We start from the raw sequence: 22679 nt of genomic DNA on the forward strand, positions 1-22679 counted from the left end.
TGAGTCATATCGTATTGAATTTCACGAGACCTCTTCATCAACAGGACAATTACGATGAAAATCCTCGGACCTGACACACTGGTCTTCGGTGTCGAAGACCAGGAAAGCTGCACACAGTTTCTTGTCGACTACGGCCTGACGCCAATGGGCGATGGCAGATTCGAAGCCATGGACGGCACAGGAGTCGTCGTCCGCCGGAAGGATGACCCGTCGCTTCCTGCATGGCCGTTTCCCACTGCGAACCAGTTGCGCAAGACCATTTACGGCGTGGCAGATCAGACGACGCTCGATGAAATCGCCCGCGAGCTCGGAAAGGACCGCGAGGTCAAGTTCCTTGCCGATGGCTCGATTGAAGCCATTGATGATGTGGGCTTTGTGCTGGGATTTCAGGTCACCGTGCGTCGCGAATGCGCACTCCCAGCTGAACAGGTTAACGCACCTGGCGATGCCCGGCGCGGTGTGAACGTCACTGGTGCGCTCACCAGCGGGAACGAAGTGCCTCCGCGCCCCAGGACGCTGTCGCATGTCGTCTATTTCGTGCCGGACACGGAAAAGGCGGAGGCATTCTACGTCAACAGGCTCAAATTTCGACTAAGCGACAAGTTTATCGGAATGGGTCCGTTCCTTCGGCCCGCCGGTACACTCGACCACCACACGCTCTTTCTGATCCAGACGCCGCCGTTCATGCAAGGCTGCGAACATTTCACGTTCCACCTGGGTGGGCCGACTGAGGTACTGCGTGCCGGTAGCGCCTTCGCTGCGAAAGGCTATGAATCCTACTGGGGGCCGGGCCGCCACCAGTTTGGGTCCAACTGGTTCTGGTATTTCAACTCGCCGTTTGGATGCCATGTCGAATACGACGCCGACATGGACCTGCACGACGATTCATGGGTACCACGCGTCGCCCCCGCGCATGCAGATCTGGCGCAGGAATTCCTGCTTCAATGGCGCGAGAAATGGGCGCCGGGCGGCCCGCCACCTCCTTCCGAGCAACGTCCGGCGTGACCCATTATGGATGGCGCCACCATTTCGCAATGGGTTCGTCTTTGCAAACTGAGCGCGCTTCCTCCGGTGGGGGCGCGCGGGTTCGATCTTCGCGGGCGGGGCGTTGACGATATTTTTGTTGTCAGCCAGGACGGACTGTTGCGTGCATACAGGAATTCGTGCCCACACTGGCCCGGAGCGACGTTGCCGTGGCGCAAGCATGGCTACCTCGATCACAGAATGGATTACATTGTGTGTCACGGACACGGTGCAAAATTTTCCATCGAGGAAGGGCTATGCGTACTCGGACCGTGCCTGGGCCAGAAATTAGAATCAATTCCGCTACGTATTGAAGAAGACTCATACGTCAGTGCATTCTACGAGTTCGATCGTGTCGGAGTGGATGTCGGGATAGACGCATTGTGATGTTTTGACAAACGACTGGTGCTGCTCCACGTTCGTACGGGTTGCGACGTGCCTGCGGCGCGACAGGACCGTGCGAAAACGCTGATGGAGAACTCTCGCGTTGGAAGCAGAAGCGAGCAAGGCTGACGAAACTATTCAAGTTGGTCGATTACTTTGGTCGCTGTATTTATGCTGTTTCGCAAGCTTGGCTGCCATGAGGATTTGCGACTCGATGCTCACGTCGCTCGAAGCGAGTTTCGCAGTGGACCAGCAGCACGCCGCGCACACCATCTCTGCTTTTGCGCTTGCCTATGGCGTCCTCCAGCTTTTCTTCGGCCCTTTGGGTGATCGTTTCGGCAAGGTCCGGGTAATTGCCTTCGCCACACTCGGATGTGCGCTCGGCAATATCGCTGCTTTTGCATCAGGTAACATCCATCAACTTCTTCTCGCGCGTGCTGTATCAGGCGCGACGGCGGCGGGAATCGTTCCGCTTACGATGGCGTGGATTGGGGACAGCGTAGCATATCGACGTCGCCAGGAGATCCTTGCCCGGCTTCTCGGGGCGACTGTCTGTGGAACTATCTTTGGCCAGTGGGCTGGTGGAGCGATCTCATCGGTCGTCAGTTGGCGCGTCGCTTTCCTCATCATCTCGGTGGTTCTCGGCATTTCCGGTGCATTGACATTCAGAGAGGCCAGAGCGCGACCAGCTGTCACCCAGCTTTCGCAAGGTCAGTTTCTGGAAAATATGGTATCCGTGATACAGACGCCTTGGGCCCGCGTCGTACTCACGATCACGATGATTGAAGGTTGCTTCGCCTATACTGCGCTTGCGTTCCTGCCAACGCATATCCACAAGGCCGTCGGAGTGCAGATGTCGCAGGCGGGTCTGGTTGTCGGCTTATACGGCATAGGCGGCCTGGTCTACAGCCGCGCCGCAAAGATTCTTCTCGGCCAGCTTGGCGAGGCCGGATTCGCCACGCTTGGCGGACTGTTGCTCGCGGTGTCGTACGTAACGCTTTCCGCCTGCCACGAACTTTCCGTCAACCTGCTCGCATGCTTTGGTGCGGGCTTTGGATTTTATGTCCTGCACAACACGCTTCAATTGAACGCGACTCAAATGAGTCCGACATACCGTGGAACGGCTGTGTCGCTATTTTCCTGTTCCCTTTACCTAGGGCAATCCATCGGCATTCTGTTGGGTGCGGTGCTTCTGGAGCGGACTTCGACGTCGAATCTTCTGTTTCTCATCGGCCTCGGATTGCTTGTGACAGGAGGAGCTTTTGCTGTTCTGCTGCAGCACAGGCGGGGACTGCGATGATCGGCCACTGTCGCGCGGGTATGGGCGAGGGAGCGACTAGGTTCAATTTGACTTGGCTAGCTATCCAGACTCCTACTGAAGATTGCTTTCGCGGGGAGTCTCAAGGCACCATTCACGCAGACGCTCTATGAACCAGCGTCCGGCGGGTCCGGGTGGTCTGGCGATAGGACAGATGGCTGACATCTCGATGATTTGGTCGCCGGTTGGGGAATCTTCGATGTCGAGCCGAACAAGCCGACCCTCGGCAATATCGGTGGAAATGGTGTGCGCGGGCATTCCTCCCCAACCGACGCCATTGAGCAGGAACGCTCGCTTAGCAAAAAGGTCTGTCAAATGCCACGTCGAAGGTGACATGATGGCACCCAACTCGCGGTTCGCGGATTGTCTCGAACCGTCAGACAGGACGAGTTGCGTGTGTTGCGCGAGCTCCGGTCTAGAGACTCGCCCTTCACGCATCGCTAAAGGATGACCGGTTGCAACCACGATCGTGTGACCAACGCCCATGAGGCGCTCGACTTTAAATTCGGGGGACGTCATCGACGAAGTTGGAACGACACCGATTGCTGCGCGTCCGTCGGAAACTGCTTGATAGGCACCGCACAGGGCTTCAGTGTGCAGACGAAGCGAGACGCGTGGAAACTGATTGCGGAAATCTCTGGCCGTTGCGGCGATCCCGTCCATCGGGAAAAAAACATCGACAACAACTGCGAGTTCCGGCTCAAGACCAGCAGACATTTCTTTCGCGCGTGCCTTTAAATCATCTACACTCGCGACGATTTTCTTTGCATCCGCAAGGAGCGCCAATCCTTCGGGAGTGAGTTTCGGATAGCGGCCTGACCGGTCGAACAGAACCACTCCAATCTGGCCTTCCAGTTTGGAGATCAAATCGCTTATCGCCGACTGCGCACGAAACATCTTTCTTGCAGCGGCCGAAAAGCTGCCTTCCTCTGCCGCAACAATGAAGGTCCGCAATTGATCCAGCGACAAAGCATCAAGCACCGCAAACCATCCTATCTGATTTTTCGATGGATTCTATCAGAACATAACAGCTAGTCAGGTGGACGCAGCAGTGTAAAACTAAGAGTCGAACTGAGGCGCCTATGCCTCTCAAATTGATCTTCGAACTCGGGAAAACAATCCATGAAGTTGCTGCATATCGATTCCAGTATTCTCGGCAACGATTCCGTTAGCCGCACGCTCTCCGCCGAAATCGTTGCGCGACAAGTCGCTCTACATCCATCCATCGAAGTAACCTATCGTGATCTGGCGTCGGAGATTGCCGAGCATCTCTCGATCGGCCACGTTGCGGTCCGTCATGGGGCGACGGTGGAGGAGCCGGGCTTACTCGGTGATATCAAAAAGGGAGACGAGTATCTGGACGAGTTGTTTGATGCCGATATTGTCGTCGTTGGTGCTCCAATGTATAACTTTTCGATTTCGTCTCAACTCAAAGTCTGGATTGACCGCGTTGTGGTCGCTGGTCGTACCTTCAAATACAGCCAAACTGGTGAGATTCAAACGCTGCTTCCGACGTCGAAGCAAATCTTCATTGCTTCCACTCGCGGCAGCGCATATTCAGCAGGCTCCCCTTACGCGGCATTGGAACACCATGAAAGCTACCTTAAGGGTGTGTTCTCTTTTCTCGGTCAACATGACGTAACCGTGATTCGGGCCGAGGGGCTTGCGTTCGGACCTGAGGCGAAGAATGCTGCGATTTCTCAAGCGCGCGGCGAGATAGCGTCGATTCTGGGTTGAGGCTTCGCGATCCGCTCAATTGGTCTTTTCGTAGGTCCATTCGGTACCGTCGGCTTCTAATAGTCGACGGCCTTTGCCAACAGGGAGTCGTCGGTACTCGCTGATCCTTATCTACGCTTCGACTTGCGCTCGTGGCAAAGCGCGCTTCGCCTTCAGGCTCCCGTGCTTTGTCTGGCGAGCCGTTGAGCCTGGAGGCTTGCTTGCATGCGATTTTTCGTGTTTTAAATCAGAAAAACTGTGTTGCGGGGCAGCCACCCCCTTACGCCGTGAAATCTGCCCAGTATCTCGTCATTGCCGTTCTGAACTGGTGGAAGTTGTTCGCACGGCCGGTTGGGAACGCGTGGCTGCGACCGTTAGTCCATAGAGCGATGAACATTTTGTTGGAAGGCGCATCGGTGCCGAAGTCGGCACACGAGGTATCAAACCGGATTACACGGGGCAATTGCCCACTAACACGTACGACACACAGCAGTTGGATTCGTTGGCTGGGTACGTCCAGCGTACAGCCTGTTGATAACTACATATGACTTACGGAGACATCATGTCAGGTAATCGTGCAGTGGTTTATGTGGGACCCGGGAAAGTCGAAGTGCGCAGCATCGCATTTCCTGAGCTGGTCGACCCGGCCGGTCGCAAAGTCAATCACGGGGTCATCCTCCGAGTGGTCGCGACAAATATTTGCGGCTCCGATCAGCACATGGTTCGCGGTAGAACGACAGCTCCGGCCGGACTCGTTCTCGGTCATGAAATCACCGGCGAAGTCATCGAAGTCGGTTCCGACGTTCTCACCTTAAAGAAAGGCGACCTGGTTTCGGTTCCGTTCAACGTGGCGTGCGGCCGGTGCCCGATGTGCAAGGCTCAAAACACCGGGGTCTGCCTCAACGTCAATCCCGCACGTGCAGGAGGCGCCTACGGCTACGTCGATATGGGTGGCTGGATTGGTGGTCAGGCCGAATATGTCATGGTGCCGTACGCGGACTTCAATCTACTGAAGTTCCCGGATCGCGACCGCGCGATGGAAAAGATCCGCGACCTGACCTGTTTGTCGGACATTCTGCCTACGGGCTATCGCGGTGCGGTCACAGCTGGAGTCGGCCCCGGCTCGACTGCCTATGTCGCTGGTGCGGGCCCCGTCGGCTTGGCTGCTGCGGCATCCGCGAGACTGCTTGGGGCGGCCGTCACCATCATCGGCGACGTCAATCCGACGCGGCTCGAACATGCTCGACGGGTCGGATTCGAAACGGTCGACCTCTCCGAAGATGTGTCGCTCGCTGAACAGATCGCCAATTTGCTTGGCGAGCCGGAAGTGGACTGCGCCATCGATTGCGTTGGCTTCGAAGCACGCGGTCATGGTCATTCCGGATCCCAGGTCGAGGCGCCTGCCACAGTCCTGAATTCGCTGATGGAAATCACGCGGGCTGCTGGCAAGATTGGCATTCCGGGCCTGTACGTGACCGACGATCCTGGTGCTACCGATGCCGCGGCAAAGCGTGGCAGCCTCTCGGTGCGCTTCGGCCTCGGCTGGGCGAAGTCGCACTCTTTCTTCACAGGTCAAACGCCTGTGATGAAGTACAACAAGAACCTAATGCGGGCGATTCTTTGGGACCGGCTGAATATCGCTGAGATCGTCAACGTGACCGTCATCGACCTCAATCAGGCGCCGAGCGGCTATGCTGAATTCGACTCGGGCCTACCGAAGAAATTTGTCATCGACCCACACGGTAGCCTGAAAGCGGCGGCCTGATACGTTGGGGGCGACGATGACCTGCAAGCGGTACGCATCCGTACTTGTGAAGACCGGCGTGACTGTGAGTGCAATCGCCCCTGCGTCGATTGAGACGGGCATGCTTTCTAGAACCCAAAAACCAGAAAGGAGCTTACTTTCGTTTCGCACTGAGATATCACACTTTTCGCGGCGCGATTAGGGGCTTTCAGCGTCTGGACGAGCACTCGATTGTCGAACGCGTGTGTCGATGGCTGAACAACCACGTGCCGACTTGCGCGATTTATCGTGTGCACCGCCTTGTAGTCGGCGAAAGTAGTGATGTAGTTGCACGGTGAGAAAGCGGCGATTGCGGCTAGGTCGGATATTCGTCGTCGCAGAAGTGGATACGGCTCCCCCATACTGGATACTCGGCGTGTGAATCGCCGGGACAAGGTTGAAACTCCTTGGCTAGCAAGTGAAAGATGATGTGTGCCGCGAAAGCGGCAGCTTGGCGGAGCAAGTCGCTCCGCTCGCTGTGACGTGCCGTTAGTCTGCAGACCGATGCGAGACCATAACTTTTCCGGAAACCTCGACCCGTGCGCGATAAATCTGCGCGCTCCGGGATTCGGTTATGAAGATGTCCCGGTTCTCTGGACCACCAAAAGCGAGATTTGTGGACAGAGCGCCGTCTGGCGTATTCACACGACAGGTCGGCTCGCCTCTGGCGTTGAAGACCCAGACGGCTCCCATGCCAGCATGTGCAATCAGCAGGCCGCCCGACGAGTCAAGAGCCAACCCGTCCGGGCCTACGCCGCCTGAGAGCTGAATGAAGGTACCGACCTTTGCGACGCCACCGTTGAGGATGGGCACTCGCCACACGGCATTTGCACGTGTTACCGCGAGCAGTAGTGCGTGCTCATCGAGGTCCATGACCAGCCCGTTTGGGCTTGGGACATTCGAAAGCAGGCAATCGACCTTTCCGTCCCGCGTGACGCGAAAGAGACGTCCGGTCGGGTCGTGCAGCCCCGTCAGTCCCTGGTCAGTAAAAAAGAGGTCGCCATTTGCCGCGAAGAACAGGTCATTGACCGCTTTGAAGCGTTCCATGCCAGCGCGAACCAGGAACGGCTTTACGACCTTCGAGCCGGGCTCATGCACCATGATGCCGTGCTTGTAGTCCGCGATAAACACGAGACCATCTTCGCGAATCTTGAGGCCGTTCGGCCAACCGTCATACTCAACGGCGACGGAGAACTGACCATTTTGGTCTATGTTTAGGATTCGCCCGTTCACCACATCGACGCACCAGAGAATTTCGCTGCGGTCAAAAGATGGGCCTTCAAGGAAGCTCGACGCATGCAGCCCGGCGGGTTGGCCAGCATTCCATTCACTTTTTTCAGTGCCGGTGCGAAGCTCGTCCGGTAAGCGTGCGAACGGTTTGGCCTCAAGCGTTTCGGGTAACGCAAACATCGCTGATTGTCTCCGTTGATGTAATGGGGCGACGTGTGAGCAACAGCGTCGCGGCAGCAGCCGTTAGTACCAGCACGCCGGTAATGACGAATCCAGCCTGATAGCTATGCGTCATAGAAACGACGTACCCGGTAGCGATGGGAGCTATCAGGCCAAAGCCGTTACCACCGACGCTAATCATTGCGATTGCCGTTCCCGAATCTTTCTTCGAGGGTAACAGGTCGTTGACCAACGACAGGTTTGATGCAACCGCCGCAGTGCACCCGGTCAACGAAAGCGTCAGCAGAAGCATCACGAGCCAGAGTTCATTGGCTCCCGGAACCAGCAAGATGAGAGCGGACATCAGCAAGCAGGCAGCTACGACAGCCCTTCGGCTTCCTCCAGCGATGTCCTTGCCGCGCAGATAGCGGTCGCTGCAGCTACCAATTAACACACCAAGTATTGCGGCACCGGCATATGGAATTGCAGTGAACAGCGCGCTTCGCGTGATGCTCATGCCCTTTTCCGCCTGCAGATAACTCGGCATCCATGTCAGGAAGAGATATGTCGCATACACGGCACAACCGTGGGTGAATGCGATAGCCCAAATGGTCTTTGACCGGGCCAGCGCTGCAAAGCCGAGGCGCTGCGGCTCTATCGAGCCCCTGGTTCCCACCGCGTTTCGAGAAGAGAGAATGTGTTTGCGCTCCGCCTCGCTGAGCCACTTGGCATCCTCGGGCTGTCGAAACCAAATGAGCCACGCTGCCAACCAGACGAAGCCCGTGGAGGCGGCAACCAGGAACGCTGCGCGCCAACCGTATGTCGTCACAACCCATCCGAGGCCGATGGCTCCGATAGCCGGTCCGAGGAGGCTGCCCGCGTGAAAGATTGAGGTTGCGATTCCACGCTCAGAGGCTGGAGCCCATTCGCGAATCACGCGGCCTCCAGCGGGATAGGACGTCGACTCGCCAAGCCCCATCAGAAGTCGCGTCGCTAGCAGAGAAATGAATCCGCCGGTGAAAGCGGTCAATGCGGTTGCGAGGGACCAAAAGCCGATGCCCCATGCATTGAGGCGTTTGCTGCCGAACCGGTCGACCAGCAAACCCATCGGAATCAGCGCAACTGCGTACAGCCACAGGAATGATGAAAACAGGTAGCCTAGATTGACCGGCGACAGCGAGAATTCCTTGCCTATTTGAGATGACGCAATGGACAACGCCACGCGGTCGACATAGTTCACAACCGTTAGCAGGAACAGGAAGAGGTATACCCAATATCGGCGTTTCATTGCATCGTCTCCGTATGTAGTTTTTTAAACCACCAGATAGTTATTCGAGCGTCTCGTCCTTGCCAATGACGCTAGCTGCTCGTAGTGCATCATCGAGCCATGGTGAAACGAGAAGGCCGTCCCGGATTTCTGCGAGGCGTTGGGCCTCTGCCTCGAGCTTCTTCTCGGCTGCCTTGAGAACCTTGTCCACATCTGAGCGAGGAATGACGACGACACCGTCACAGTCGCCGATAACCAGGTCACCTGGCTCAACTGATACTCCGCCCAGCGAGATGGGCACGCCAATGCGGCCATCGAGGCCTTTGGTCGGGCCGGCGGGATTACGGCCATTTGCGAAAATCGGCATGTTGCTGTTGCGAAGAGTCGCGACATCGCGCGCTGCGCCGTCGACAACCAGTCCACCGAGCTTGGCCGCGATTGCTTGCGTCACCATCAATTCGCCAAAGAGTGCGGCTGATTGATAGCCTTTACCATCTACAACGATGATATCGCCCGGCTTCGCAAGTGCCAGCGCAACGTGGAACATCAGGTTGTCGCCCGGGCGAACCTCGACCGGAAACGCGGGGCCTGCGACCACCATACTCGGGACGAGCGGCTGGATGTTGCCGTGCAATGCACCTCGACGTCCCGCGACGTCACAGAGAACTGCAGCCTGGAATTCGCGCGCACGCTCGATTTGCTCCGGCGTGACGCGTTCGAAATCGGCGGTTTCATTGAAACGGTTCGTCTTCATGGGGATGCCCTTAAACAGTTGCGTTGATGGTGTTGAGCTTCGGGATGACTTGATGTGGCGGAGTGCGACCGGCGAGGGCTTCAATCACTGCGTGCGCCGCTGCGTAGCCCATCCGAACGAGCGATTCTTTGCTGCTCGCTGCGATGTGTGGGGAAGCTACGAAGTTCTCGAGCGTTAGCAGGGGGTGGGACGCCGGCACAGGCTCGATTTCGAATACGTCGCTTGCCGCGCCAGCGATTTGTCCATCAACCAGTGCCTGGTAGAGCGCGTGCTCATCTACAATCCCGCCGCGCGCCACGTTGATGAAAAGCGCTGAACTGCGCATGAGCTTGAATTCAGCTGCACCGATGAGGTTCTTCGTGGCGGCCAGCAGCGGCAGATGCAAGCTGACAACATCGCAAGCCGGCAGCAGCTCATGAATAGAGTTCACTCGCACGGCGGCCAGTTCTTCGAAGGCGGCATCGGGAGCGTACGGGTCGTAGACAACCAACCCAGAGCCAAACGCGGCCTTGAAGAGACGTGCTGTTCTGCGACCAATATCACCGAAGCCAAGGAGACCGACGGTCTTCCCGGTCAGTTCGACTCCCCCCTGGAGTTGCATTTGCTGCAATTGACGTAGAACCCGGTCAGCAACGCTTACCTTTCTCGCAAGCGCCAGGGTGATTGCGAGAGCATATTCCGCGACAGCGTTGGCATTGGCTCCGGGCGTGTTCGTCACCAGGACGCCAGCTTCGCTCGCCGCTTCGATGTCGACGTTATCTACGCCGGTGCCGTGCTTCGCGACAATCTTCAGGTTCTTGGCCTTCGAAAAGTCTGACGCTCTGACTTCGAAGGTTCGTACGACGACGGCGTCTGCGTTGGCGTGCCAGTCGGCGGTGCGTGATTCGGGATAATTGACGACCGTGTGAGCCTTCGAGAGCAGTTCCACCGCGCTCGGGTCAATCTGGTCCATGACGAAAACTTTCATGTGCTGGTTCCGCTGTTTGTCGAGGTAGCGAGACCAAGCATAAAAGCGACTTTCAGGTAGGACGTAGCGACATTTTTCGACCCAGGAGCATTCCGTTTTCGACTGTCCGGGTGAACCCCTGGAAAAACGCTCTGAGCTTTGCTAGGTGCGAGAATGCAAATGAGGCAAACCCGGTGGGAACCGCGCCGGCAGGTCAACCAGGGTTAATCCGCAAGTCGAAAATGGAATGCTGGAACATCGACAAAAGTCGCTACGCATAGACTTATCAGACGACTTACGATGGGCCACGGTCAGAGAACCGGAACAGGTGACCGGCGCCGCCGGGGATAGGAGACACGTATGAATGGCAGTTCCACCGCCCGGACGGGCTATCGCTGGATTGTTCTCGCGATGATATTTTTGACCTACTGCATCGCTGGAGCGGACCGCGCCAACCTCGGTGTGGTCATCCCGACGATTCGGAGCGAATATCACCTGAGCAACACGGACATCGGTGCCATGGCCAGCCTGTTTTACTTCGGCTACGCCATCGTGCAAATCCCGTCGGGGTATATTTTCGGCAAGCTCGGCGTTCGAGGACTGATGGTCGGTTCCATGGTGCTGACGTCACTTGCGACACTGTTTATGGGTCTGGCCGGCAGCGTCTTCCAACTCAAAGCTGCGCGTGCAGTTCTTGGCCTTGCGGAAGGCCCCATCAACATCGGCATCGTGTCGACTATCAATCGGTGGTTCCCTCCTCAGGAGAAGGGATTGGCAGCCGGTGTCTTTATCTCCGCCATCAAATTCTCGCCAGCATTCGTTCCCCCGCTTTGCGCTCTTTTGCTTCTGAAGTTTGGCTGGCGCGACGTGTTCTTCTTCTTTGCGGTCCCTGGACTCATCACCTCGTTGCTGTGGTTCTGGCTGGTCCGCGATGAGCCCAAAGAATCCCGCTACGTTTCGCAGAGTGAGGTCGATTACATCAAATCTCCGCCTCCGGCACAGCAAGTGCAAGGCCACACGAAGACCGTCGAGACTGTCGAACACTCGTGGGTGGACCGTCTGATTAGGACTCGCCGGGTGCAACTGCTTTCGACGAGTCGGTCCATCTTCACTTCCTGGAATGTCTGGGGATGTGCGCTCGGCTATTTCTTCCTGGTGGGTATCACCTACGCCATCATGACTTGGGTACCCACCTATCTGGTCAGCGTGAAGCATTTTTCGGTGATGAAGATGGGAGCGGTCGCGTCCGCGCCTTGGGTTGGTGCGATTGTTGGCAACTTGCTCGGCGGATGGCTCTCAGACACGGTCTTCGCTCGGCGCCGTAAGCCCGTCATGATGATTACCTCGGTGGCGACCGTAGGGATGATGTACGCATTGCTGTTCGCGCCGAACGACCCGATGATGCTTGCTCTTCTGTTCTTCGTTGCAGGCGTGTTGCTTAATCTCGGATACTCAACGTTCCTCGTGTATCCAATGGGCATCGCCACCCGTGACAAGGTGCCGCTCGCCGCATCAATCGTGAACACAGGTGGCTCTCTCGGTGGAGCGTTCGCGCCGTTCATTGTCGGGCTCATCCTCGACAAATCTGGCTGGCCATGGGTGTTCGCCTTTTTGGCAGCGTGTTCGGCCGCGACCTTCCTGCTTCTCCTTAGCATCATCGAACCGCGAACTGCGTCCGGCGATGAGCAACCTTCAGTCGCGCTCCCCGCGCGTGACGGCAACAAGCAGCTCGTCGAGCGAAGCGCCTGATGTGTCGCCAACGTGAACTTGTTTATCGAGACGATAAGTGCATGCACTCCTATAATGAGACGCCGCGATTTTGCGGCGTTCCTGTAGGTTATCTATCGCGATATGACTCTCAAACAGCTTGAGGCATTCTATTGGGCAGCCAGCCTTGGCAGCTTTTCGATAGCAGCTACTCGCTTGCACGTAACGCAGTCCACGCTGTCGAAACGCATTGCGGAACTGGAAGCCGCGTTAAACGTGCCACTCTTCGACAGGTCCGCTCAGAGGTCCGTCTTAACAGAGCACGGGACAAGAATTCTTGGCCATGCTCATAAGATTCTCCAGTTCGAGGGCGAGATTCATGAACTGCTCGGCACGGCTCCCCGCCTTTCGGGGCTATGTCGGTTCGGCGTCAGCGAACTCACGGCTCTTACCTGGTTTCCGAAGTTTGTCGCGCGGATTACGACCGAGCATCCGGATTTGGCGTTGGAGCCGTACGTCGACCTCGCTGCGGGGCTGGAGCGCCGCCTCGTTCGGGGCGAGATTGATTTCGCCATCCTTCCGCAGAGCAGCGAGGACAACCCGACACTGACCTCAGTCCCGCTCGCCATGCTCGAGTTTGCGTGGATGTCGTCACCCAAGCGGATTCCCGCAGGCACTGTTCTCAAGTCTGAAGACATAGCTCGCCATCCAATCCTGACGATGACAGCAGAATCTCGTCTGACGGCGACCTACGAGTCCTGGGCTGCGTCGAACAAGATTTACGGACGCCGCATCCTCGCCTGCAACAGTCTAAGTGCCATCGTCGGGCTGACGGTGGCAGACGTTGGGATCAGCTTTCTGCCGCGCCTGTTTATGCGTAACCTCATTGAAGCGGGTCAACTGAACGCATTCCGGACTATGCCTGAGTTGCCGAGCATCGAGTATTGCTTCAAATGGCGCACGGACGATACCCGAGCGTTCATTTCCGCCCTTGCTCAATTCGCAAAAGAAGAGGCGGATTACACGCTCTCACTTGGTTCCCAGAGCGCATATATCTCCACGACGACACGACAATGACTTTGCAAGCCGGCAGCACTTCTCGCTTCAGCAAAATTCTCAGCCTTGACGACTTCGAAGCAGCAGCACGATCACCAAAACGAGGTATGAAATGAACCTTGATGATTCGGCGAGGGCGGTAGGTATCGGTAGTCCGGCCAACGAACTTAAGACTTTGGCTGATGTGGCCGCGAAATTACGCGTCCGACGACTGCCTATGCGTCATTACTCACGGGCCCGATAGGGTTGCTGGCTGCCCGACTGACGGATCGCACAGACGTGGAATGCGTCGCCATTCTCGGCTACAACTGATCCGATACGAGTGACCGCTGCACCCCTTGAAGTCGCCGTTGGTGTAGAACATCGTCCTACGTCCGCAGTGGGTCCGACTACTGCCTGATGCGGGAGCATCAATGGCGTGACGCTCCACCTGCGCAAAGATGGCCGAGCTGCACGCCAAGGGCGAACCGCCGCTGCATGAGGACTTCAGACACCAGGGTATCTTGAGTACCGTCTCCACCGGCAGCCGAGTAGAGGATGCCCGCATCGGCGACAAAGCCGCTGTGGTGCCCACGCTGGCCAGACACCCGCTGGATCCATGGGCATCAACACCATCGTGCTGGACCACGACGATCCCTTCCCGACGGTTACAACCTGGGGGAAATCTGGCCGTAACAGTAAGAGCGTCAAATAGGCTGGCGATTTCTGCGCAGCAAATCGAGTCGGTACTGGATCGGGATGGTGGTCTTGCTAGTCCGAGAGGCTTCCCATTGCGCGCGCGGTTCTCCCTGCGCCCGCTGGGGACGGGACGTCCACTTTGCGCCCATGATTGCTTCGAGCCGCTCAGCCGTTCTTTGCACTAAAACCCGCTTGAAAACCGCGCACCGCGATCCAACTTTCCTCGACGTACCGGTCGGTGACAGGAACATGTTTCGCTAAGGTGAAAATCATCACTTGGGCCTCGCTAAGCGGCCTGAGCGCAAAACCTTGAGTCACGCAACGATAGCCACAACGTCGCTTTTGTGAGCGTGAAACCCGTAGGGCAGGACAGATCCGACCGGACCCACGATGACAGTTTCGACGTAGGGACGCAATGCGACAATCACCGGATGCTCCCGGCACCCGACATGCCGGTCAACGAAGTACCGGCATTTCACTCAGGCTAACCATCCGTCACTCAGGTTAATTGATCCACGCAATCAGCGCGGGTTACCTTAGGAAAAAATCAGCGTCACCACCCGCGCAGAATCGGAGCGCCGCGTTCCACGTTGGTCCAGTCGGCGGGAATAGCACGCGTCAAGTCTGTTCAAGGAGACACCCATGCACGACATCGAATCAATGAAACGAGACGGCCTGGTTTTTGAGGTGCCGGACGCGTTCTCGAAGCGGGCGACGATTGCAGGTATGGAAGCCTACAATGCGCTGTGCGCAGAAGCAGAGAAAGACTACGAAGGATTCTGGGCTCGCCTCGGCCGGAATAACCTTTTGTGGTCCAGGCCGTTTACTCAGGTTATCGACGAGAGCAACGCGCCGCTATACCGATGGTTTGGTGATGGTCAACTCAACGCGTCCTACAACTGTCTCGACCGCAATCTTCAAAACGGCAACGGTGACAAACCTGCGATCCTGTTCGAGGCGGATAACGGCGAATTAACGCGCGTCACATATTGCGAGCTGCATGCCAAAGTCTGCCGATTTGCAAACGCGCTGAAGAGCCTTGGTGTCTCCAGGGGCGACCGTGTCGTCATCTATCTGCCGATGTCGATCGAAGGCGTAGTGGCCATGCAGGCTTGCGCTCGCATTGGAGCGATCCATTCGGTGGTCTTCGGAGGTTTTTCGGCGAAGGCACTGCAGGAGCGTATCGCCGATCTCGGTGCGGTTTTGCTGATCACTGCGGACGAACAGATGAGGGCGGGGAAGGTGCTTCCGCTCAAGTCCATCGCGGACGAGGCGCTCTTGATGGGAGGCTGTGAGTCCGTGCGTCACGTAGTGGTTTACCGGCGGACGGGCAACAGGATCGAATGGATTGAAAATCGCGATCGCTGGATGCACGAGATTTCGGCGAGCCAGCCCGAGACATGCGAAGCCGAACCGGTGGACGCCGAGCATCCCCTCTTTGTCTTGTACACGTCCGGTTCCACCGGCCGTCCTAAAGGCGTACAACACAGCACAGCCGGCTACCTGCTCTGGGCGATGCTCACGATGCAATGGACATTCGACATCAAGCCGGAGGACGTGTTCTGGTGTACCGCAGATATTGGCTGGATCACGGGGCACACGTACATTGCGTACGGTCCGCTCGCGGTGGGCGCAACGCAGGTCATGTTTGAAGGCGTGCCGACGTACCCGGATGCGGGCCGCTTCTGGGAAATGATCGAGCGCCACAGGGTCAACATTTTCTACACGGCGCCGACGGCGATCCGCTCGTTGATCAAGGCAGCCGACGCGAATGCACAGGTGCACCCCAGCCGCTATGACCTGACGAGTTTGCGTCTGCTTGGCACCGTGGGCGAGCCAATCAACCCAGATACGTGGCAGTGGTATCACCATCACATCGGCAGCGATCGCTGTCCGATTGTCGACACCTTCTGGCAGACCGAAACCGGCGGCCATATGATCGCACCTTTGCCCGGTGCGACGCCGCTCGTGCCGGGCTCGTGCACGCTTCCGTTGCCGGGCATCATGGCCGCGGTGGTCGATGAAAGCGGGCAGGCATTGCCGGATGGGAGTGGCGGAATCCTTGCAATCCGGCGCCCATGGCCGTCGATGATCCGCACGATCTGGGGCGATCCTGAGCGATTCCGGCAGAGTTACTTTCCCGCGGAACTTGGAGGTAACCTCTATCTCGCCGGTGACGGAGCGATCCGCGACAAGGACAACGGCTACTTCACGATCACGGGTCGCATCGACGACGTGCTCAACGTTTCCGGACACCGGATGGGGACGATGGAGATCGAATCGGCGTTGGTCGCCCACCCTCTGGTGGCCGAGGCCGCCGTAGTGGGTCGTGCCGATGAAGTGACCGGGGAGGCCATCTGCGCCTTCGTGGTGCTCAAGCGCGAGTGTCCGTTGGGCGGCGAAGCGCGGCAACTCGCTGGCGACCTCCGAAAATGGGTAGGCGAGCAGATCGGACCGATTGCCAAGCCGAAGGACATCCGGTTCGGAGACAACTTGCCGAAGACCCGCTCGGGGAAGATCATGCGGCGACTGCTACGCTCGCTGGCTAAAGGTGAAACAATCACCCAGGATGTCTCGACTCTCGAAAATCCCGCGATTCTGGAGCAACTGGGCGAGGCATTCTAGCGTCGACGTATACTGAGGGATGGTATCTGTACCCTCGCGTTCGCACACGATCAACGAGTCACCATGGCAATCCCCGCCTCTCCCCGGCAAAGCAGAATGAGCGAACCATCGCCGTCTGAGCGCCGAAGGATGCGGGGTAACGCTATTGACACCCGTTAGCGCGAAACGATAACGCTCAATTGCGACACATCCAAAGCCCGAGATGCGCGACCGAATCGACGATGAGATCACCTTTCGCAAGCTGGAAGTCCTGCTCGCGTTCATGGAGACGGGCAACCTGTCAAAGGCGGCCGAGGTCCTGGACGTCAGCACGGTCAGCGTGCACCGGGCCTTGCATTCGCTCGAACAAGGCGTGCGCTGCGCGCTGTTCCGGCACGAGGGCCGCAATCTGAAGTCGACGGAAGCCGCACAGATGCTCGCCGACGTGGCAGAAGAAGTGCTCACACTGATGTCCGACGGCATTCGCGCGACGCGCGAGGCCGCGGGCTATTCGTCAGACCGTCTGAAGATCGGCTCGCTGTATTCGCTGACGATCAAGACCGTGCCGGGCATCATCATCGACCTGAAGGTGCGTCGGCCAACCCTTCAGGTCGAACTCGTGCTCGGGTCGAATGCCGAGCTGCTCGACAAGCTGAAGCAGGGCGCGGTCGATGCGGCGCTAATGGCAGTGGCCGAGGGCGAGCCTGAAGTCGATTCGTTGCCGCTCTTCGAAGACGACATCTTTTTCGCGGCACCCGCAAACTCGCGCTTTGCGAATCAGCAAGCGGTCGACCTGAGGGATTGTCGCGACGAGACATTCGTGTCGCTTGGCGAGGGTTTCGTCACTTATCACGGCTTTCGGGACGCGTTTCGTGTGGCGGACTTCACGCCGAACGTGACGATGAAGGTCGGCGATATCTTCTCGCTGATGAATCTGGTGAGCGGCGGGGTCGGCTATACGCTGCTGCCGGGCCGCGTGCGCGGCGTGTTCGGCGACAAGGTGCAATTCATTCCGCTCAAGCCACAGTACCTGATGCGTCAGACCATTGGTGTCAGCTATCTGCGTGCGCGTGAACGCGATCCGAACCTGCTTGCGCTGATGGCGGTCTGCCGTCTGCGAACCCGCAACGCCGACTGAAGGTCATTCGGCGTTCGGCCGTCATGCGTGCGAGCGTTCGCGCTCGATCAACGTACAGAGGTCCGGCAATGCGGTCTCGCTGCTGCTGGCCGCGATGCTTTCATTGAAGGTTGCGCGGGTCATGCGGGTCAATACGTTGCCGCACGGCATCTCGATTACGAGGCGGGCGCCGCGTTCCCACGCGAGCCGCATCGTGTCGAACCAGCGCACCTGCTGCGCCATGTTGCCGGCAAGATCGGCCGAGATGCGTGGTCCGTCGAACAGCGGCCGCGCCGCGCTGCTACTCAGATACACCGCGCGAGGCGCATGAACGGTGACGTGCGCGAATGCTTCGGCAAGTGCAGCCGCTGGCTCATCGAGCAACGCGCAATGGGATGGCACGGCGACGTCGAGCCGCTCGCAGCGTTGCGCGCCGTGTTCCAGTGCAAGTGTATTGAGTTCATGCATTGCGGCGTCGCTGCCGGCAACCACCATCTGTGTCTCGGCATTGAGGTTCGCGAGAAAGACTGGCGTGGCCGCGCGGTTGATCTGTGCGATCAGCGTTTCGAGCGGGCGCTGCCTGAGGCCGACGATCGCCGTCATTCCATAGCCGCTCGGATAAGCGCGTTCCATCAACTGGCCGCGCAGTGCTACGAGCCTGACCGCGTCCGCGTAGCGCAGTGCACCGGCCGTCACTGCGGCCGGATAGGCGCCGATCGACAGACCTGCGACGATGTCCGGTTCGCAGCCGTACGCACTGAACACACGCGCCTGCGCGACACCCGCGATCAAAAGGCATAGCTGAACGGCGATGGTCGAGCGCAGCGAAGCGACGTCATCGAGCGAGCGGACATCGTAGCCGAGCGTATCACTGGCCTCTTCGAGCGCGCGGGACGCTTCGACGTGATCCGGCAGCGCATCGAGCATGTCGCTCTTTTGCGAACCCTGGCCGGGGAAGGTGAACAGGATGCTCATGACGGTTGCGATAGAGACGGGGCGTGAGCAGCCCACGGGTTGGCGACAAGCATTGGCCCCTGTCCCGTCTTCAACAGCACGCGGTCTGTGAGCCCCGCCCATTCGGCGAGCGCAAAGCCGGCGTCGCCGGTATCGACCTGCATGTCGACGCGTGCGCCAGCAGCCTGAAGAACAGAAAGAATCGAGCGCGCATCGTCGCGAGACAACGGCTTCGCGGCGCGCAGCAGCAGATCGAGGTCGCTGTCCGGTCGCAGTGTGCTGATGCCGCTTGCCAGCGCGAAACCGACGCTGCCGGTGATGCCCCACGTCAGCCGCAAGCGGTCGAGTTCAGGCGCAACGCGGCTCAGCGCGCTCACGCACGGCAGCTTCGCAAAGCCGGCATGACGGCGCCAGGCCCGTGCTTGCGCAAGCGATTCCGGTGTGACATGGCGCCGGATGCGCTCGCGCGGCACACGGGCGGCGAAGCGCTGGCTGCGTTCATGTCCGCGCAAGCCGACGGGCACCAACCCATCATCGATAACCGTTTCGCGACGCACCACCACTGGAGCGAGAGTCAGCCATCCGCGCGTGGCCCAGACGGGCACCGTCGAAGTCGATCGAAGGTCGCGCGGCTCAGCGATCCACAGCAGATCGTGCGCGCGGAACGTCGCGCCAGTGGCTTGAGCGGTGCGCATGCTGACTCTCCCGGACGTTGCGCTCACGGGTTCACCAGCGCTCTCGTCGCAAAGAACAGCACCGACGGTCCGAGCAGGCAACCGACGCCCGTATGAAACGTCGCAATCAACGCGCCATAAGGCACGAGCCGCCGATCGGTAGCGGCAAGCCCCGCGCTGACGCCGCTTACCGTGCCCGCGAGGCCGCCGAAGATCATCGCGGAGCGGGGCGTCTTCAGCCCCATGAAGTTAGCCGCGATCGGCGTGCCAATCATGACGATGATCGCCTTGATCAGGCCGGTCGCGATGCTCAGCGCAATCACGTCGGAACTGGCGCCGATCGCCGCGCCTGTCACCGGTCCGACTATATAGGTGACGGCGCCCGCACCGATGGTCGTCATGCTGACCGCGTCGGTGTAGCCGAAAGCATGCGCGATGCTCGCACCGACGATGAACGGCAACAGCGTGCCGAGCAGGAGCGACACCGCGCCGATGAGCCCGGCCTTGCGCGCCTCATTGGCCTGCACTTCGAACGCGGTGGCGACGATGGCAAAATCGCGCAGCATGGCACCGCCCATCAGGCCGACACCCGTAAAGAGCGGCAAATCCGCGAGACCTTTCTGTCCGCCCGTGAAGACGCCGCCTAACCACGCGAGCACCAGGCCGATCACGATCGCGATGGCCGAGCCATGCACGCGTCCGAATGTCAGTTTGCGCGAGATCAAAGACGACACCCACATAATGAGACCCACCAGCGCGAACGAAGTCACGAGGCCGTTCTGAACCAGTTCTTTTTCGAGCATGTGCAACATGATGGACTCCTGGTTCAGATTTCTTCGAGGTGGGGAGCGTTCACGAACGAGGTGCTGTCGCGACCGGTACGGGAAAGAACGGCGATGCAGCACGCGCAAACGGCTGCTGCACCAAGTGCCGAAAGCAGCGCGACGGGACCTCCCTTGATCGCTGCCACGACGTTCTGGTTCGCGGCCATCGCGACGACCACGGGGATATACAACGCGCCCCAGAAGCCGACGCCCGCTTCTGTTTCTTTCGGCAGCAACCCTTTCCCGTGCAGATAGAGGCGCAAAAAGATCAGCAGCAGCATCGCGATGCCAACGCCACCGACATTTGTCTTGACGCCGATCGCGACCCCGAGCAGGTCGCCGAGAAAAAGTCCAGCCAGATGGCAGAACGCGAGTAGTGCGGTTCCGTAGATGATCATGTGCTGTCTCCTATGTTTGCTTTATGGACCACTGATGGGTCGGTACCGGCTGATGAGCGTACCCCGGCGCGGCGTCTGATGTCGCATCGGGGCAGAGGTCATGGTGGGTTCAACGCCATTGCTCGCGCAACTTTTGCCGCACGGTCACGGATGCCGCGCGGTGCGGGCTTGCGAGCCGCCCGGCGAGGCCGCGCGACGGGTCGGCTCGAATGTCGTTGAGCGCGTCGTACAGCGTCTTTTCGATCGTCGTCTGGTCGGCGCCACTGGGTGCATCCGCGTTGCTCACGTGAAGGAGCTTCCACAGCAGCCCGAGCGACGCGTAGTTGTCGATGTCGTAGGCCATGGGCGGTACCTTCGCGGCAAACGCTTCGAGATCGGCCACCGTGCGCAGCGTGATGCGCGCGGCGGATTCCTTGCCCATCGCATGCACCATCACCTGCGGATCGGCGAGCGCGATCAGGCGGTTCGCCTGGTAGCCATGCGCGAGAAACGCGCCCGACACCGCGCGCCCGACGATCAGTCCGATCACAGGATGACCGGCCAGACGCGCACTTGCGTATGCATCGGCGGCGCCTGCCAGCGCCTGGTGGATCCCGTAGGCTTCTTCGCGCCGTCCATACGCCTGGCTCGGGACATCGATGATCGCAACGATCGGGCGCTTCTCTTCGCGCGCCGCATCGGCGTCGATCACCTCGCGCACCGCGCGCGCGAGTTCCCATCCTTCGATCAGCCCGACCTCGCCGCCGCGTACGCGCGGGAACGGATTGTCGGGCGTAGGCACCACCGCGATATAGCGGGCCGGGTGCTCGCCGAGCCGCGCATCGACCACCCGTACCGAGGACGGAAAACCGTGCTGCAAAGGTGCGCTGTAGGTGAGCGCGTCGAGCCAGACGGCGCCCCGCGCGGAAAGCTGCTGTGTGCTCATTGCTGAAACCCCTTGCCGTAGATCGCTACCACTTGTTCCGGTGTGGCCTGCACGCCCGGATCAATCTCAGAAAGCCGTTGCAGAAAGCCGGTGACCCGTTCGCTGCGGCACACGGCCGGACGTCCCGCGCGAAACAGCTCGATGACGGCCGCACGGATCGCATCGGTATCGTCGGCTGCGTACACGTCGACGAGACCGGTGCGATGACGCTGCTCGCAGCCGGTGAAGCTCCAGATCATCGGCCGGTCGCGCGAGTCAAACTCGGCGATGCCGGCCTCCTGTTCGATGACGGCCGGCCCGTTGAGTCCGAGACGCGCTTCGCGCGTGCCGATCAGATAGCTGCAAAGCCCGGCCGAGATCGACATGCCGCCGTAGCAGCCGATCGGACCAGCGGTGATGCCGATCACCGGCTGATAGCGGCGCAAGTCGACGATCGCAGCGTGAATCTCCGCGATCGCGGCGAGCCCGAGATTCGCCTCCTGCAGGCGCACGCCACCCGTCTCGAACAGGATTACCGCGCGTGTCGGGATGCCGTTGCGGTTGTCTTCGGCGGCGAGTTCGAGGCTGCCCGCGATCTTCGCCGCCGACACCTCGCCCATGCTGCCGCCCTGGTAGCCGCCGTCGATGGCGAGCACGACAGCGGGCTGGCCGTCGATCAGTCCTTTGGCGACCACGGCGCCGTCGTCAGCTTGCGTGACGATCCCTTGCCGCGCGAGCCAAGGTGAACGCACGCGCTCGAACGGATCGAGCAGTTCATTGAAGCTCCCTGCATCGAGCAGTCGCTTCGCCCGGCTGCGCGCGTCGAGCTCGATGAAGCTCTGACGCTCGAGCAGTTCCTGTGTATCCATGATCGTTATGCTCCGCCCGTTGATTGCAATTGTTCCAGCACCTGGCCGATGCGCATTTGTACGACGCCAGGCGTCGCGCCGGAATCGTTGATTTCGAGCTTCGCGGCCGGCAGCGAGCCGTCGCCGAAGATGCGTTCCAGCACCGCCTCCCAGACACGGGCCTTGCCGTCGACGGAAGTCGTGATGTTCACGACGGTAAGGTGCGCCGCGTTGGCTTCGAGCAGGACTTCGAGGTCGCCCGACGCGACCACGCCGGCCACTGCACGGCGTTGCGCGGGTTGTCCCGCCGGGAATTCAAAAACGATGGTTTCCAT

Annotated in this window: 21 protein-coding genes; 9 read left to right on the top strand and 12 right to left on the bottom strand. The window is 59.3% G+C overall.

The window, feature by feature from the left end; translation table 11 throughout:
* Window positions 1-54 precede the first annotated feature (54 nt).
* The 3 genes from BLT65_RS28815 to BLT65_RS28825 all read left to right on the top strand — a co-directional run bounded on the left by BLT65_RS28815 (window position 55) and on the right by BLT65_RS28825 (window position 2707).
* The gene (locus BLT65_RS28815) at window positions 55-1005 is read left to right on the top strand and encodes a VOC family protein (RefSeq protein ID WP_091783989.1); all 951 of its coding nucleotides are present in this window, start codon (window positions 55-57) and stop codon (window positions 1003-1005) included.
* A 6-nt stretch (window positions 1006-1011) separates the two neighbouring features.
* Window positions 1012-1410 (top strand): Rieske (2Fe-2S) protein, encoded by a 399-nt coding sequence (locus tag BLT65_RS28820; protein WP_091783992.1) that lies wholly within the window; start codon window positions 1012-1014, stop codon window positions 1408-1410.
* Window positions 1411-1510: 100 nt separating this feature from the next.
* Window positions 1511-2707 (top strand): MFS transporter, encoded by a 1197-nt coding sequence (locus BLT65_RS28825; protein ID WP_244186682.1) that lies wholly within the window; start codon window positions 1511-1513, stop codon window positions 2705-2707.
* A gap of 72 nt (window positions 2708-2779) precedes the next feature.
* Here the strand turns inward: BLT65_RS28825 and BLT65_RS28830 are convergent, their stop codons facing one another.
* Window positions 2780-3706: a LysR family transcriptional regulator gene (locus tag BLT65_RS28830; RefSeq protein WP_091783998.1), complete on the bottom strand. Its 927-nt coding sequence runs from the start codon at window positions 3704-3706 to the stop codon at window positions 2780-2782.
* Window positions 3707-3847: 141 nt separating this feature from the next.
* Between BLT65_RS28830 and BLT65_RS28835 the strand changes: the two genes are divergently transcribed.
* Window positions 3848-4462 carry an FMN-dependent NADH-azoreductase gene (locus BLT65_RS28835; protein ID WP_091784001.1) on the top strand — a complete coding sequence of 205 codons (615 nt, stop codon included), beginning with the start codon at window positions 3848-3850 and terminating at the stop codon, window positions 4460-4462.
* A gap of 541 nt (window positions 4463-5003) precedes the next feature.
* A complete protein-coding gene (gene fdhA / locus BLT65_RS28840; RefSeq protein WP_091784005.1) occupies window positions 5004-6206 on the top strand; it encodes a formaldehyde dehydrogenase, glutathione-independent in 1203 nt (400 codons plus the stop codon).
* Window positions 6207-6713: 507 nt separating this feature from the next.
* Here fdhA and BLT65_RS28845 read toward each other — a convergent pair.
* From BLT65_RS28845 to BLT65_RS28860, 4 genes are read right to left on the bottom strand one after another with little or no spacing between them, the layout of a single operon-like run.
* The gene (locus BLT65_RS28845) at window positions 6714-7634 is read right to left on the bottom strand and encodes an SMP-30/gluconolactonase/LRE family protein (RefSeq protein ID WP_091784008.1); all 921 of its coding nucleotides are present in this window, start codon (window positions 7632-7634) and stop codon (window positions 6714-6716) included.
* Window positions 7609-8901 carry an MFS transporter gene (locus BLT65_RS28850; RefSeq protein ID WP_091784011.1) on the bottom strand — a complete coding sequence of 431 codons (1293 nt, stop codon included), beginning with the start codon at window positions 8899-8901 and terminating at the stop codon, window positions 7609-7611. The genes BLT65_RS28845 and BLT65_RS28850 overlap by 26 nt, the downstream gene beginning before the upstream one ends.
* Window positions 8902-8941: 40 nt before the next feature.
* Window positions 8942-9634: an RraA family protein gene (locus BLT65_RS28855; RefSeq protein ID WP_091784014.1), complete on the bottom strand. Its 693-nt coding sequence runs from the start codon at window positions 9632-9634 to the stop codon at window positions 8942-8944.
* A gap of 10 nt (window positions 9635-9644) precedes the next feature.
* Window positions 9645-10601, bottom strand: coding sequence for a hydroxyacid dehydrogenase (locus BLT65_RS28860; protein WP_091784018.1), 957 nt, complete (start codon window positions 10599-10601; stop codon window positions 9645-9647).
* A 339-nt stretch (window positions 10602-10940) separates the two neighbouring features.
* Between BLT65_RS28860 and BLT65_RS28865 the strand changes: the two genes are divergently transcribed.
* The 4 genes from BLT65_RS28865 (at window position 10941) to BLT65_RS28885 (ending at window position 17763) form a co-directional block, all read left to right on the top strand.
* A complete protein-coding gene (locus BLT65_RS28865) occupies window positions 10941-12329 on the top strand; it encodes an MFS transporter (protein ID WP_091784021.1) in 1389 nt (462 codons plus the stop codon).
* A 102-nt stretch (window positions 12330-12431) separates the two neighbouring features.
* The gene (locus BLT65_RS28870) at window positions 12432-13364 is read left to right on the top strand and encodes a LysR family transcriptional regulator (protein WP_091784024.1); all 933 of its coding nucleotides are present in this window, start codon (window positions 12432-12434) and stop codon (window positions 13362-13364) included.
* Window positions 13365-14663: 1299 nt separating this feature from the next.
* Entirely contained in the window at window positions 14664-16646 is a 1983-nt protein-coding gene (gene acs / locus BLT65_RS28880; protein ID WP_091784027.1) for an acetate--CoA ligase, read from the top strand.
* Between the two features lie 202 nt (window positions 16647-16848).
* Entirely contained in the window at window positions 16849-17763 is a 915-nt protein-coding gene (locus BLT65_RS28885) for a LysR family transcriptional regulator (RefSeq protein ID WP_007737111.1), read from the top strand.
* 21 nt (window positions 17764-17784) lie between these two features.
* Here BLT65_RS28885 and mdcH read toward each other — a convergent pair whose 3' ends face one another.
* From mdcH to BLT65_RS28920, 7 genes are all read right to left on the bottom strand, one after another.
* On the bottom strand, window positions 17785-18717 hold the full coding sequence (mdcH, locus tag BLT65_RS28890; RefSeq protein WP_091784030.1) for a malonate decarboxylase subunit epsilon: 933 nt from the start codon (window positions 18715-18717) through the stop codon (window positions 17785-17787).
* Entirely contained in the window at window positions 18714-19391 is a 678-nt protein-coding gene (locus tag BLT65_RS28895; RefSeq protein ID WP_091784033.1) for a malonate decarboxylase holo-ACP synthase, read from the bottom strand. The genes mdcH and BLT65_RS28895 overlap by 4 nt, the downstream gene beginning before the upstream one ends.
* A gap of 23 nt (window positions 19392-19414) precedes the next feature.
* Window positions 19415-20182: a malonate transporter subunit MadM gene (madM, locus tag BLT65_RS28900; RefSeq protein WP_007737117.1), complete on the bottom strand. Its 768-nt coding sequence runs from the start codon at window positions 20180-20182 to the stop codon at window positions 19415-19417.
* A gap of 14 nt (window positions 20183-20196) precedes the next feature.
* Window positions 20197-20592, bottom strand: a complete 396-nt coding sequence (madL, locus tag BLT65_RS28905; RefSeq protein WP_007737119.1) for a malonate transporter subunit MadL — start codon at window positions 20590-20592, stop codon at window positions 20197-20199.
* 109 nt (window positions 20593-20701) lie between these two features.
* Window positions 20702-21517, bottom strand: a complete 816-nt coding sequence (gene mdcE / locus BLT65_RS28910) for a biotin-independent malonate decarboxylase subunit gamma (RefSeq protein ID WP_091784036.1) — start codon at window positions 21515-21517, stop codon at window positions 20702-20704.
* Window positions 21514-22365: a biotin-independent malonate decarboxylase subunit beta gene (locus BLT65_RS28915; RefSeq protein ID WP_091784039.1), complete on the bottom strand. Its 852-nt coding sequence runs from the start codon at window positions 22363-22365 to the stop codon at window positions 21514-21516. Before BLT65_RS28915 ends, mdcE begins: the two co-directional genes overlap by 4 nt.
* A 5-nt stretch (window positions 22366-22370) precedes the next feature.
* On the bottom strand, window positions 22371-22679 hold the full coding sequence (locus BLT65_RS28920) for a malonate decarboxylase subunit delta (RefSeq protein ID WP_007737127.1): 309 nt from the start codon (window positions 22677-22679) through the stop codon (window positions 22371-22373).

Source organism: Paraburkholderia steynii (genome assembly GCF_900100565.1).
GTDB lineage: Bacteria > Pseudomonadota > Gammaproteobacteria > Burkholderiales > Burkholderiaceae > Paraburkholderia > Paraburkholderia terrae.